Here is a 13028-nt window from a genome sequence, read left to right on the forward strand (position 1 = left end):
TCATGTGCGATCGATGCGACTACGAACACCTGCTGAATAGGGCCGGCCTGGATGTCACCGACAACCGGGTGCGTGTGCTCGAAGTGGTCGGTAACAACAACTATCCCCTGTCCGCCGGCGATATTTACCAGACGCTGGAGCGAACCTGCAGCATCAACCGGGTCACGGTCTACCGCATCCTGGATCTGCTGGTGTCCCGGGGACTGGTGGATCGCATCAGTACCGGCGGCAGGGCGTTTTACTATGGCATGGCGCCCAATGAAAACCATCGCCCCCATCCCCACTTCTACTGCAAACGCTGCGGCCAGATGGACTGTTTGACGCCGGAAAGCCTGAACGTGAATAGCGACACACTGCGTAAAACCTTTCCCGGCCGCATCGACAAAGTGGAAATCCGGGTGGACGGCCTCTGCAAGAACTGCATGAAATAAATGAGCCCCCCGATCCCGGCCGAGCCGACAGCCCATCCGACGCACCACCACCCGCCGCCCGGGGAAACGGGCTCCCGGTTTTTCATCGTCGCCCAATTCGGGTCTGTGGCCGCCCTGGTCGGCCTGATTGTTTTTTTCCGCCGCACGCCTGGATTCGCCACCCTGAGCATCACCTTCGTCTCCATTTTTCTCGAAGCGCTGCCCTTCATGCTGCTGGGCGCGGCCATCGGCGGATTCATCGAGGTCTTCGTCTCTAAAACGGCGATCACACGCATCGTTCCGGCACGCCCCCTGCCGGCGATTCTGCTGGCCGCCGGCCTGGGCCTGGTGTTTCCGGTATGCGAATGCGCCATCGTGCCGGTGGTGCGCCGGCTTTTCCAAAAGGGCCTGCCCCTGGGCGCCGGCATCGCATTTCTGCTGGGCGGCCCCATCGTCAACCCGCTGGTGGCCCTGTCCACGGCAGTGGCCTACGGCAACGATCTCCTGATCGCCGGGTATCGGCTGGCCGCCGGCTACCTGATCGCCGTGGCCATGGGACTGCTGATCGACCGCCTCTTCTCACGGAAAAGCGCACTGCTGGCGGGAACCATGGCAAGCCTCCCGGAATCGGGAGGCGGGCTTGAGCGGCCGGCCATCCCACTTCGGGCCCGGGTTAAAATGCTGCAGGCACTGGGCCACGGCGCGTCCGATTTTCTCGATACCGGCCGTTTTCTGGTTGTGGGAGCCCTCGTGGCCGGCCTTCTGCAGACCCTGGTGGCGCGGGGTGACCTGGCCGCTGTTTCCGGATCCCCGTCCCTTTCCATCCTGGCCATGATGATCCTGGCCATCGTCCTGAGCCTTTGCAGCGAAGCCGATGCGTTTGTGGCGGCCTCCTTTCGCACCTCCCTGCCCCTTGGCGCCCAGATGGCCTTTATGGTGCTGGGCCCCATGCTGGACCTTAAACTGCTGGCCATGTATTTCCGGATCTTCAGAAAACGCCTGATTCTGGTCTTATCCGTTTCGACGGGCATCATCGTTTTTCTGAGCATGATGGCCGGCACATGGATGGGCCAATGACCCGGACGGCCAAAACCATCGCCGCCTTCGTCTGCCGCTACCTCGATGCGCTTTTGTATGCCCTCTGGCTGGGCGTCCTGTGCTGGCTGCTGCTCACCGGCAGCGACAGCGCCTTTCTTCATCCCCGGTTCCGGTTCTTCCTGGCGGGTGGCGCCATGCTGCTGGCGGCATTCATGGTGGTGACCCTTTCCGGCCCGAAGCCAGTCGGCACCGGCTGGTCATTGGCCGCGACAACCGCCCGGGCACTCCTGCTCATGACGCCGCTGCTTTTCCTGACCACGGTGACCGGTCAGGGCATGGGCGCCCATGCCCTGACCCGAAAATTTACCGGGATGGAGCAGCAGACCCTTTCACGCCTGCTGGAACGCGGAAACGAACCATCCAGAGGGGCGGACCGGGACCCGGAGGTGTCACTTCTGGACATCGCCCGGCGGATGAAACGAATGGAGGGCCGGCAGGTGGTCACCGAAGGGCTGGTCTACCGCCCGGCCATCATGCCGGAAAACTATCTGACCCTGTTCCGCTTCGCTATCTTCTGCTGCGCGGCAGACGCGCTGCCGGTGTGGGTCTTCGTGGAAAACACCGGCGTGGAGGCCTTTGAGGACGAGAACTGGATTCGCGTGGCGGGTACGGTCCGGATCGTCAATTTCAACGGAACCGATGTGCCGGTGATCGAAGCCGACACCATCGTAAAAAAAGCGGCCCCGTCACCGGCCGAGCAATACCTGTTCTTCTAGCCACGGGTCGGGACATCCGGCCTGACAATCGCGCAAAGCAGGATCTACCTGACCTGCCAGCATCGGGAAACGGCAAGTGTTCACAGGGTGAACGCATATGCGTCGTTACCGGGCATTTGAAGCACAAATAGTACGTCTGCATGCCCGAAGCCCTGCATCTGCGGCGCCCTGTAAACGCCTACAGTTCAGTCATTGTTAAAAATTGATCGTTTCAACCCCGTGTGCGCTTACGGGAAACGATATCTGAATTTGACGGAACCGGCTATTACTCAATACCTCTCAAGTGGCCACATTTCTGGGATAGCTTCTTTTCCCCCAATGCAATCTGCAAGGGCTTGGCAATTCAGGCGTCCCCAGATATCGTGGTGCTTGGGATGGGCCCACGATCCACCCAATCGACAACCTATGGCTATCTGTCGTTACGTCAAGGGCAGATAGCTTTGGTTTTCAAGATCTATTCTGAATCGATTGGTCCCGGCTCTTATCATTTTTCAATACCCAATCCAGCCCTCCCGGAGTCAACACATCCTGCAACTGCTGTCAGCATATGACATCCTCATCGTTTAGGAATGGCTTCATTGCCTTCTCCCCAAACATTCGCGCTGCGGGTTACCTTTTTGCGCACAGTTGTCCATTCTCCATCCACGCTGAACATGGATTCCGGCAAGGCCGCTAACATTTTCTTATACAGAGACCAGGGGACCGTAAAGGTTAACTCATCGGTTTTCATATATTTCCTGGCCGAAGGGTCAAACCCGCCAAGTATGGCCTTCTCGATCCCTTGCTCTTTATAGAAAAGTGGCCAAGCGATTATGTTGGTACATCCTGCTCCAAAGGGGGAGGCGACACAATCCACATCGCCAGTGGTGAACGTCGTTTGGATGAAAAGACCGGTCAACACTTCGGGCCTTGCGAAAAAGATTACGAACTCTGGCACCTCGCTGTCAGTAAACAAAGAAAGCGGCTTAAAAATACAGTATTTTCCAGGAGCTTTGCGGGGGTTGACTTTGTCAAGAAATTTCCTCATGGCCTCAGGCGAAGGCAAAAACCGCTCGCCATGCAGGGGAGTACCACTAAAGCCCGTGGTCACATAATGCTCAATGAATCTAACATTGGGTTTCATCATGGAGCAGTAGAACACGCCTCCCGGACATCCATACTCTTCCGTGGAAATATAGGCGGCACGATGCTTTTTCCTTGCTAGCCAAATGTTGCCGATGACGCAGGAAAAGTGCTTAAAAACCTCTTGCATATCTACTTCTCCCTGCTCTTCCAGCTCGCGCGACAAGGGTATGCCAGGCTTTGGCCCGAACGCATTTTCGGGTTTGATGTTATCGTAATACACTCCGAATGGCTCTTCGATCAAACCGAGATGGTCCAGAAATTTATTGGTTTCTTCGAGTACCGATTTCATGGTCATGGTATCTTTCCTCCCTTTTTAGGTGAAACTTTCGGGGTCGCACGCGATATTAAGCAGCCCGCATCTCGCGCACCATCTCAGCAGGACTTTGACCAAAGTAGCGCTTGAATTCGCGACTGAACTGAGAAGGACTTTCATATCCCACCTTTTCAGCGGCAATGTATGCTTTCAGGTTTTCCTGTATCATTAAATCCCTTGCTCTGGTCAACCGGATCTTCTTCAAATACTGCATGGGAGAATCCGATGTAATTTCCTTGAAGGCCCGGTGAAAGGCAGAGGCGCTCATGCGCGCCTTATCGGCCAATTGTTCCACGTCGAGTTTTCCCGCATAGTCGCTTTGCATGATCTGTAGTACACGCGCCACCTGGGAGAACGCGCCGCTATGCATGGCCAGCGAATAAAGGACCGGCGCCTGGGCGCCGCACAGCGCCCGATAGAGTATTTCCCGCACCAGACCTGGACCCAGGATTTGGGCTTCCGCTTCTGACTGCAGGCACTTGACCAGTCGCGTCGTTGCCTCCGCCATATCTTCATCCATGGCAGCCGGACCGATCCCGCAGGGCAAGCCCTTTTCACTGGCAATGCCAATCTCTGCCTGAAGCCCCAATCGGCCGATCAGGTCGTGCAGCTGGGCCATATCAATATCGATGTAGAGACCACGCAACGGTTCCTCGGGGCTCGCAAAAGACTCGCATTCGAACGGCATGGTCACCGAAGTCACCAGGTAATGGCTGGCGTCGTATCGAAACTTCTGGCCGCCCAGGTAGCCAATCTTGTGGCCTTGGGCAACGATGCAGATGCCGGGGTTATAAACCATCGGTCTTCGGGGGATGGGCTGGGTCTCCTTAAAGAAGAGCACTCCTTGGAGCCGCGATTCAAATGCTCCGTCATTAATGTTCGGAAAGCGTTTTAACAGTTCCGCCATTTTTGACATGGTCGATCCCTCCTTCTTCGCATGTCAGATTTAGACAATATTCCAAATTATTAATCAACCAAAAATAAAGATATAAGCAGGAATAGGCAATATTCTGAGAGGATCGGATATTTCCTGTCGGTCGGCCTCGCATTACTATCCATTCAAAACCATCAACAAGCCAAACGAAGGAGGCCTTTCATGAATTTCGAATTTTACAACCCAACCCATCTGATCTTCGGTGCCGGAACCTTGTCAAAACTCGGTGAAGTGGTCAGCAAGCATGGCAGCAAAGCGTTGATCGTCACCGGTGGCGGCAGCGTCAAACGCCATGGCGTTTTTGACAAGGCGGTCTCCAGCCTGGACACCGCTGGCGTTGCCTATGCGGAATGCGCCGGAATTGACCCCAACCCGAGAATCACATCTGTGAAGCGCGGCGCGGATATCGTCCGGGAACAAGGCTGCAATGTGATCGTTGCTTTGGGCGGTGGCAGCACAATGGACGCCGCCAAGGTGATCGCAGCGGCAGCTTTGTATGATGGCGATCCCTGGGACCTGATTGGACATGGGCAGGAGAACTGGGTGATCCCAACAGAAACCCTTCCCATTGTCACGGTTCCAACTCTGGCAGCCACCGGCTCGGAGATGAACTGCGGCGCGGTCATCAGCAACCATGAAACAAAGGTAAAATCCTTTGTACAAACGGAGGCTCTATTTCCAAAGATCGCCCTGGTCGATCCGGAACTGACCCTGAGCGTGCCCAAAGATCAAACCGCCTATGGTGTCTGCGACATTATCACCCACGTGACCGAAGGATATTTCAACGGCGCCGACGGCACACCGATCCAGGATCGATTCGCCGAAGGCACGATTATCAACGCCATCGCGTGGGGTAAAAAAGCGGTGGCCAATGGCAGCGATCTCGAGGCGCGAACCCAGGTGCAATGGGCTTCCATCGTGGCGCTGAACGGTTTCGTGCAGGCCGGGGCAAATCCGGCAGGATTTCCGGTACACATGATCGAGCATGCACTATCCGCCCATCATGACATCACCCATGGCGCCGGCCTGGCAATTGTCAACCCGGCCTGGATGCGGTTTGCCGCCAAGGCCCGTCCTGACAAATTTGTGCAGTTTGCCGAGCGTATCTACGGCCTCAAGCCCGAGCGCAGCGATGACCTGGAATGCGCCCTTGAAGGCATCAACCGTTTGGAAGCGTTCCTCCGGTCCATTGGCTGTCCTACCCGTCTGTCGGAACTTGGCATCGGCGAGGAGTTGTTTTCCAAATATGCCGAAGATGCAGCGCTGGTTCTCCGAGATGAGGACGGCAATCTCCTCGGTCGTCCTGCCATGAGCAAGGAGGATATCGCTGAGGTGCTGAAAACCGCTCTGTAAGCGTCACTCCGATGGCGCCCGCCGGTAAACGACAGCTTTCAGTGGTCACGAGGTGCGGCGCCCGCTTTAAAAATGGCACCAAGATAGGAGCATCAACCGTGGAAATAAAGAAAAACGGTTCTCAGCCATCGATGCAAGGACCCGCCGAATGGCTTACCGGTAGCGTTCGCATCGATCCGCTCTTTCTGATGGCCAACGATCCATCTCGTGCTCATCAACTGCCGATAACCCGGACAGTATGCGGGTATCTACCGGTATTCGCTCTCCGGGCTTGATCAGGATTTTGTCCGACCCCCACCTTCTCAATCGGGACAGTCTTTTCTTCATCGCCGCTTATTACCGTGGCGGTTTCCGGTGTTATGTGCACCAGTGACGTGATGGCCTTGCGTGCCGATTCGCTGGTGACCTGTTCAATCAGCCCGCCCATGGTCATCACAAAACTGACAACGGCGGCGGTTAGAAATTCGCCCTGGATGAGACTGGCGATGATCGCCAGGCTGACCAATTCATCTACGTTGACTTCGCGCTCGAGTAGCCCCTTCACTGCGCCCCAAACAATGGGGGCACCATTTATGACTACGGATATGATGGCCAGGATGTTTCCCAAGAGGCTGGTATTTGGGCTGCCATAATCAATGAGGAAACTAAACAGTGCCAGTACCGCCGCTGCGAAAGCCAGGTAGAAATCTCTCAATCTGAACAATTCCTGATACACACCCAGTTTGGAAAAAACGCCCAATTATTGATTCAATCCTGTCCAATTAAGGTTACCATGCAATTGAAGTGATAATAATCAATTTACTATCCGTTTACAGCCATACCGGCTTCAAAGAGAATGATCTCATCTACCTGTGGCCTGATACCAATCTTCTGACCAATCGAGTGATTATGATGGCTTGATACCAACGCAAGCACCTCCTCATCACTTTGTAGTTGCAACGAATAAAGAATGTTTGCGCCTCGAAATCTCTTTCTGATTACTTTGGCTTTAAATGGGCTGCTGTCATCGTGGATGATATCGTCCGGCCGAATCAGCACATCGGCGGGGCAGCCATTTCTGCATGGATAGGAAAAACGACCTTTTAGAGTGCCAAGACTAGTCTGAACTTCGTCCGCCGATGTGACTTGCCCTTGAACCAGCACCCCTTCGCCGACAAAGTCTGCTACATATTGGCTTTTGGGTCGGTGATAGAGGTTATAGGCCGTGTCCCACTGTTCTAGCGCCCCTTCTCTCATCACGCCAATGATATCTGCCATGGCAAAGGCTTCATGCTGATTGTGGGTAACAAGCAGGGCACTGATGCCGATATCCTTGAGGATGTTTCGTACATCGATGCAAAGCCGTTCCCGCAATGCGACATCTAAATTCGAAAAGGGTTCGTCCAATAGCAGCAATTCCGGATTGGGTGCCAGCGCCCTGGCCAAGGCAACGCGTTGCTGCTGGCCGCCGGACAGTTCATGGGGGTATTTTTTGGCGTCGTTTTCCAAACCAACCAGCTCAAGCATATTGCCTACGCGCCTCCTCCGGTCTTTTGAAGGTCGGTTTCCGATACCAAATGCAATATTCTTTTCAATCGTTAAATGGGGAAACAGTGCATAGTCTTGAAATACCATTCCCAGCCGTCTGTCTTCAGGAGGCACATGCCTGGATAAGCTTGATACCAACGTCCCGTCTATCCGGATCGTACCCGATGGAATGGTTTCGAATCCGGCGATACAACGTAATGCAGTGGTTTTACCGCACCCGCTTTCTCCCAACAGACAACCAATATGACCCCTTTTAAGATCAAGTGATAACGCGCTGATGACGCATTTGTCATTAAACGCTTTTGAAATTGAATCTATGTGTAGCGCACTCGACATTATTAATATCCTGAAATTATAAAGTTGATCCTTCCGCTTTTTTGTTCAGCAGCATCAATGGTAACAAGCCAGCAGCAACCAGGGTGATGGATGGCAGTGCCGCCCGCTGCCACTCGCCTTCAGATGTCAACTCAAACACTTTGACGGCAAGGGTGTCCCACCCGAATGGACGTGTCATCAACGTGATCGGCATCTCCTTCATCACATCCACAAATACAAGCATCGCAGCGATAAAGAGACCATTTTTTAAAATGGGAATGTGGACGCGCTTGAGCAATTTGAAGCCGGTAATTCCCATAAGAGTTGCGGCTTCATCCATGTTCTTTGTAATCCGCAGCATGCTGCTATTAATGGTATTAAAACCTGCGGTCAGAAAACGGACGGTATACGAAAATAAAACCACAGCAATGGTACCGTTCAACACGGATGACAAATCGATCCCGAAAATATCCCTGAACACCCAAACCATCGGTTTGTCGGCCCAATTGATGATAATCACAATACCGACAGCCAGAACGGTTCCTGGCAAAGCATACCCCATCGTAGCAAACCGTATGATCCATTTAGTGAAAAGATCGTTGTTTAGCCGCTGGATATAGGCCAGAAGCAGGCCAAGGGTGGCAATTAGCGCTGCAGCCATTGAAGAAAACAACAGGCTTCTGAATAGTAGGCCGAGGTAGCGGCTATCCAGTTCAGCGGATATCGAGGCGATTGACCAAACAATCAATTGCAGGCATGGAACTACGAAGGCAACCATAACGATGAACATCAGCGAAAAACAGGCCGCCCATTTACTCCAACCGTTGAGTTTCAATCGATTCGACGCCAGAGATAATCGGCCTACCTGATGAAACTGCATTCTACTGCGCATGCGTTGCTCGATGATGATGATCACAAAAACAAACAGGAGGAGCACCGAGGAGAGTTGTGCGGCAGCCGTAAGTGAAAAAAAACCGAACCAGGCTTTATAGATGCCGGTGGTAAACGTGTCGTAGTTAAATATGGAAACCGCGCCGAAGTCAGCCAATGTCTCCATGAGTACCAGCATCATACCGCTGGCGATCCACGGCCTGGCCATAGGCAAAGCAGCCTTGAAAAATGCCTTCATGGGGCTGTGCCCAAGTATTCGTGACACTTCCAGGACGTTTTTCCCCTGAGTCTCGAACGCATTGCGAGCTAGCAAATACACATAGGGAAACAGCGCCAACGACATGACCAGGATCACACCACCGGCAGAGCGGATCTTGGGGAACCAACTTACGGATAGATGAAGCTGGCCTCTTAGAAACGACTGTACCGGTCCGGAAAAATCCAGCAGGCCAATAAAAACAAATGCCAGTACGTAGGTCGGTACCGCCAAGGGCAGCACCAGCGCCCAATTGAAAAACGATCTTCCGGGAAATTCACATGCGGCTGTCAGCCATGCCGAACCAACACCAAGAACGAATGTTCCCGCCAACACCCCAACACTCAAAACGAATGTGTTTTTCAGCCATCCGATAAGCAGCGTGTCAACAATGTGCTGCCAAATTTTCGATTCCGGCTGGATGATGGAAGTGACAATCACCAGCAACGGCAAGATAACAGCTAATGCCGCGACCACCGCAATTGCTTTGATGCTGATCAACGCTTGCAGCTTGCTAAGCAAGGTGTTGCCTGCAGGATCGTGATACTTGCTGTCGGTTACACATACCGAAGTGTTCATAACACCACATGAAGGTGCCCAGACCCTCATCTGCCAAGTTTTAGTTTTGCAGGTGGGGGCATGGGTGTTGAAAGATTAAAAACCAATTCGGCTAATTGTATCCGGCACGGTCCATCAGCTGGATAGCGGTGGCCTGGTTTTCACCTGCATTGGCCAGATTGATTTGGTTTTGCTTGAACGATCCCCATGACGCGACAGTCGGGTTGACAGGGACATTGGGGTTGACCGGATATTCCATATTTACATCGGCAAATATCTGCTGGGCACTTTCAGTTGAAAGCCATTCCAGGAAAGCGACGGCCTGGGGTTTATTTCTGGAGGCAGCCACTATACCTGCTCCGGATACATTTACATGAACGCCTCCGGTTGACTGGTTCGGCCAGTACAGAGCAATTGGAATAGTTGGATCTTTTTTGGTCAACCGTCCAAAATAATAGGTGTTCACAATCCCAACATCACCTTGACCGGCAATGATTGCTTCCATGGTCTTGGTGTCATTCGAAAAAGGTGGCGCTGCCAGATTGTTCACCCACCCCCTTAGAATTTCGCTGGTCCTGGTCTCTCCATGCTCCTTAATCAACATAGCGACGAGAGACTGATTGTACACTTTCTTGGAAGTCCTGAGGACCAATCGATCTTTCCAGTCCGGATTGGCCAGATCCTCATATGTGGCCAACTCACCGGCCTTAACACGATCGGTGCTGTATACAATTGTCCTGGCACGTATTGACAGCCCAAACCATCGATTATCCGGATCTCTCAAATGGCTTGGAATATTGGCGGCTAAGACTTCCGAGTCCACTGGTTGGAGAACGTGCTCTTTGGCGGCATGCCACAGATTGCCCGCATCGACGGTGATCAAAAGATCTGCCGGTGTGTTTTTCCCCTCGGCCTTGATCCGCTGGAGCAGGACAGGGGCTTTGTCAGTAATGTATTTGATTTTGACGCCGGTTTCTTTTGTGTAGCGATTAAAAACGGGTTTGATCAGGTGTTCTTTGCGCGCAGAATATACTACCAATTCTTGGCTGAATGCAGTTCCGGCATAAGCGATAATGCCGATCAAGAAAAAAATTGAAATTACCGTGCGATTACGTTTGTTCATCGAAACAGAATCTCCTTTATTATAAATGATTACAAAATATTAAAAGCTAAGATGTAAAAACCGCAGTTCCAATTTGACAATGTTTGATAGCCCAAACATTATATTTAGTCAACGACATTTTTATATCCCTCAATAATTTTTTGACAAATTGATTAAAGTATGCGATTTGCATAGATATTGGAAACGATTGACTGTGTCCGGAGGGATAGCGTTTATGGAAGGATTGTCAGAAAATTTGGAAGATTACCTCGAAACCATCCTGGTGCTTCAAAATGAAAATACCGTGGCTCGGGTTAAAGATATTGCCGAAAAGCTGGGTGTGCTCAGCGGAACCGTTACCTCGGCACTACGAACACTTTCCGAGAAAAAGTTGATCAACTACAAGCCATATAGCTTTATCACCCTTACGAAAAAAGGGAAAACCATCGCCGAGGAAGTATTAAGGCGGCATAATGTGGTCAAAGACTTTTTACAATGCGTGTTGCTATTGGATGAGGAGAAAGCCGAAGAGAACGCCTGCCGCATGGAACATTCCATGGACAAGGTTGCGATCAACCGGCTTGTCCAATTTATTGAATACATCTACCAGTGTCCCCGAACCGGCGAAGATTGGATTGGCAATTTCAATACATTCTTTACACAAAATAAAATTGCCGAGGCCAACTGCCCGGAGTGTTTAAATAATTGTATGAAGCGATACCTAAATAAAACCGCTAAATAGGACCCTACGTTTTTTTCTATGATAGTTTTAGCCCTTCAAGAATAGGACACTCTCCCGATAGGCTGTTGTCATCGCATTGAATCAACATTCGACCAAGAGCATCGCGGATCTGGATGAGTTCATTGATTTTTTGATTTACAGCGACCGCTTTAGCAGTAGCGTTCTCTTTAACATCCCGGCAGTTCATGGCTTTATTCGTCCTAAGTCCCAATAGGTCATCAATCTCATCAAGGGAGAAGCCAACGGATTCACATCGTATTATAAATAATATCCGTCTGATCGCTTCGGTTGAAGACCGTTTCGGCACGATCAATCACAAGGCCGGGATGTTGCTGCCGAATGCGTTACCGAGATGACACCACGGTCCTTGGAAGTATATCCAACCAGGCCGTCGACCTATCTGATTGACTGTGTGCTGATCATCTGATTGAGACCGTCCTTCCCTGAATTTGCGTGGTCATGCCTTGTACCGATATGGGGCCAGGCATGATGTCCGCATTTCAACAGCCACCTTTACGGCGATTCAATAAAGATTGCCCATACACTTGGAGGCCGATCTCAATGAAACATCGATTTAACCAACCTTTGGTAATTATGATTGCCGTCGTCCTGATGGCGAGCGCCCTTTTCGCCACCGCAGCCCTTTCAACCAAACCTTCAGCCGGTGATGCGGTGCGCGGACGCGCAAAGGCCGTTTTGCGCGTGGATGGCATGACCTGCGGAGGCTGCATCGCGACAATCGAAAAGAGCCTGGCCGGATTCGAAGGCGTCGACGACGTTCAGGTCGAGAATGCCTCCGGAACCACCGAAATCTTATACGACAGTGCCCTCGCCCCGGATGTGGAGCGCATGGCGGCCGCCATTACGGCCAACGGCTACCCTGGGACGGTGATGCGCACCCTTTCGCCCGACCCGATACGCGAGCAGGATCGCGCGAACACTGCCCGGTCGGAAAAGGCGATCGCATCCGTGGGCGGCGTGGAGATCCCCCGCAGCGACCTTGAAATCGAGATGGCCCATGTCCACAGCCGATACCAGATGGCCTACGGGGAAAACGCCATGGCCAGCGATCAGGACCAACGGCTGCTGAACAACCTGAAGGTTCAGATCGCGCGCCGCCTCGTCGACGAAAGCATCAAGTTGCAGGAGATCCGAAGCGCAGGATTCACCGTTGATCCATCTATGTTGGCGCAGCAGTATGAGACCTTCTGGAAGGAAAGAGGGTTTGCCGATCAGGCCGTCGACAAATTGAGGAAGCGTACCGAAGTGGCGAACCTTTGCTTGATCGAACAGACGGGTATCGGTGGCGCGCGCATTCACGCTCAACCGCTTCAGATCAATGATGAACTGGATGGAGAGAAAAGGTGCGTCGCGCTTTCCTTGTCTGTCGAATCGTGTAGCGTCGTATTATTCTCGACGAATCTTAAAAGGGATATTTCATGCTTATGATGGGCAGATCGTACACAACGATTTCCTGAACGGCAGGTAGCTATAAAGAGCCATACGAGAAAAAAGATGGCCGATCACAACCCATAGTGCTGGGTCCGTTCCGATGATCAGTTGGCTTTCAAATTGCTGTCAAAGGAGAAAAACGAGCGCGGATTCCGTTGCTCCCTCCAACAGATGCAACTTTTGGAAGACTCCAGAAAAGCCATGATAGGGTCACTCGAACGAAGCACGTTCTTTCC

At 52.4% G+C, this 13028-nt stretch carries 13 protein-coding genes; 6 read left to right on the forward strand and 7 right to left on the reverse strand.

Annotation, left to right across the window (positions count from 1 at the left end; all coding sequences use genetic code 11):
* Positions 1 to 2 precede the first annotated feature (2 nt).
* The 3 genes from DSCA_RS18925 to DSCA_RS18935 are packed head-to-tail and all read left to right on the forward strand — an operon-like array spanning position 3 to position 2224.
* Positions 3 to 431, forward strand: coding sequence for a Fur family transcriptional regulator (locus tag DSCA_RS18925; RefSeq protein WP_155317906.1), 429 nt, complete (start codon positions 3 to 5; stop codon positions 429 to 431).
* The gene (locus DSCA_RS18930; protein ID WP_155317907.1) at positions 432 to 1487 is read left to right on the forward strand and encodes a permease; all 1056 of its coding nucleotides are present in this window, start codon (positions 432 to 434) and stop codon (positions 1485 to 1487) included. It abuts the gene before it with no gap.
* Complete coding sequence (locus DSCA_RS18935) at positions 1484 to 2224, forward strand: TIGR03943 family putative permease subunit (RefSeq protein ID WP_167527865.1); 741 nt, start codon at positions 1484 to 1486, stop codon at positions 2222 to 2224. Before DSCA_RS18930 ends, DSCA_RS18935 begins: the two co-directional genes overlap by 4 nt.
* Positions 2225 to 2780: 556 nt before the next feature.
* Here the strand turns inward: DSCA_RS18935 and DSCA_RS18940 are convergent.
* Positions 2781 to 3644 (reverse strand): DUF169 domain-containing protein, encoded by an 864-nt coding sequence (locus DSCA_RS18940; RefSeq protein WP_155317909.1) that lies wholly within the window; start codon positions 3642 to 3644, stop codon positions 2781 to 2783.
* Positions 3645 to 3693: 49 nt separating this feature from the next.
* Entirely contained in the window at positions 3694 to 4578 is an 885-nt protein-coding gene (locus tag DSCA_RS18945) for an AraC family transcriptional regulator (protein ID WP_155317910.1), read from the reverse strand.
* A 180-nt stretch (positions 4579 to 4758) separates the two neighbouring features.
* Between DSCA_RS18945 and DSCA_RS18950 the strand changes: the two genes are divergently transcribed.
* Positions 4759 to 5949 (forward strand): iron-containing alcohol dehydrogenase, encoded by a 1191-nt coding sequence (locus DSCA_RS18950; protein WP_155317911.1) that lies wholly within the window; start codon positions 4759 to 4761, stop codon positions 5947 to 5949.
* A 214-nt stretch (positions 5950 to 6163) separates the two neighbouring features.
* Here DSCA_RS18950 and DSCA_RS18955 read toward each other — a convergent pair whose 3' ends face one another.
* From DSCA_RS18955 to DSCA_RS18970, 4 genes are all read right to left on the reverse strand, one after another.
* Complete coding sequence (locus DSCA_RS18955) at positions 6164 to 6643, reverse strand: cation-translocating P-type ATPase (RefSeq protein WP_155317912.1); 480 nt, start codon at positions 6641 to 6643, stop codon at positions 6164 to 6166.
* 107 nt (positions 6644 to 6750) lie between these two features.
* Complete coding sequence (locus DSCA_RS18960) at positions 6751 to 7812, reverse strand: ABC transporter ATP-binding protein (protein ID WP_155317913.1); 1062 nt, start codon at positions 7810 to 7812, stop codon at positions 6751 to 6753.
* Positions 7813 to 7828: 16 nt separating this feature from the next.
* Entirely contained in the window at positions 7829 to 9517 is a 1689-nt protein-coding gene (locus DSCA_RS18965; protein ID WP_155317914.1) for an ABC transporter permease, read from the reverse strand.
* Positions 9518 to 9608: 91 nt separating this feature from the next.
* The gene (locus DSCA_RS18970) at positions 9609 to 10619 is read right to left on the reverse strand and encodes an extracellular solute-binding protein (RefSeq protein ID WP_155317915.1); all 1011 of its coding nucleotides are present in this window, start codon (positions 10617 to 10619) and stop codon (positions 9609 to 9611) included.
* Between the two features lie 214 nt (positions 10620 to 10833).
* Between DSCA_RS18970 and DSCA_RS18975 the strand changes: the two genes are divergently transcribed.
* A complete protein-coding gene (locus DSCA_RS18975; protein ID WP_155317916.1) occupies positions 10834 to 11340 on the forward strand; it encodes a metal-dependent transcriptional regulator in 507 nt (168 codons plus the stop codon).
* A gap of 16 nt (positions 11341 to 11356) precedes the next feature.
* On the opposite strand, the gene DSCA_RS18980 is transcribed toward DSCA_RS18975, so the two are convergent.
* Positions 11357 to 11647, reverse strand: coding sequence for a MerR family DNA-binding protein (locus DSCA_RS18980; RefSeq protein WP_231716544.1), 291 nt, complete (start codon positions 11645 to 11647; stop codon positions 11357 to 11359).
* A 254-nt stretch (positions 11648 to 11901) separates the two neighbouring features.
* Between DSCA_RS18980 and DSCA_RS18985 the strand changes: the two genes are divergently transcribed.
* Entirely contained in the window at positions 11902 to 12789 is an 888-nt protein-coding gene (locus tag DSCA_RS18985) for a cation transporter (RefSeq protein ID WP_167527866.1), read from the forward strand.
* Positions 12790 to 13028: the final 239 nt, after the last annotated feature.

It is taken from the genome of Desulfosarcina alkanivorans (assembly GCF_009688945.1).
Taxonomy (GTDB): Bacteria; Desulfobacterota; Desulfobacteria; order Desulfobacterales; family Desulfosarcinaceae; genus Desulfosarcina; species Desulfosarcina alkanivorans.

Excerpts from the sequence above, each read along its gene's own strand:
- DSCA_RS18925 (WP_155317906.1), top strand. The coding sequence starts at position 3 with ATGTGCGATCGATGCGACTACGAACACCTGCTGAATAGGGCCGGCCTG.
- DSCA_RS18930 (WP_155317907.1), top strand. The coding sequence starts at position 432 with ATGAGCCCCCCGATCCCGGCCGAGCCGACAGCCCATCCGACGCACCAC.
- DSCA_RS18935 (WP_167527865.1), top strand. The coding sequence starts at position 1,484 with ATGACCCGGACGGCCAAAACCATCGCCGCCTTCGTCTGCCGCTACCTC.
- DSCA_RS18940 (WP_155317909.1), bottom strand. The coding sequence starts at position 3,644 with ATGACCATGAAATCGGTACTCGAAGAAACCAATAAATTTCTGGACCAT.
- DSCA_RS18945 (WP_155317910.1), bottom strand. The coding sequence starts at position 4,578 with ATGTCAAAAATGGCGGAACTGTTAAAACGCTTTCCGAACATTAATGAC.
- DSCA_RS18950 (WP_155317911.1), top strand. The coding sequence starts at position 4,759 with ATGAATTTCGAATTTTACAACCCAACCCATCTGATCTTCGGTGCCGGA.
- DSCA_RS18960 (WP_155317913.1), bottom strand. The coding sequence starts at position 7,812 with ATGTCGAGTGCGCTACACATAGATTCAATTTCAAAAGCGTTTAATGAC.
- DSCA_RS18965 (WP_155317914.1), bottom strand. The coding sequence starts at position 9,517 with ATGAACACTTCGGTATGTGTAACCGACAGCAAGTATCACGATCCTGCA.
- DSCA_RS18970 (WP_155317915.1), bottom strand. The coding sequence starts at position 10,619 with ATGAACAAACGTAATCGCACGGTAATTTCAATTTTTTTCTTGATCGGC.
- DSCA_RS18975 (WP_155317916.1), top strand. The coding sequence starts at position 10,834 with ATGGAAGGATTGTCAGAAAATTTGGAAGATTACCTCGAAACCATCCTG.
- DSCA_RS18985 (WP_167527866.1), top strand. The coding sequence starts at position 11,902 with ATGAAACATCGATTTAACCAACCTTTGGTAATTATGATTGCCGTCGTC.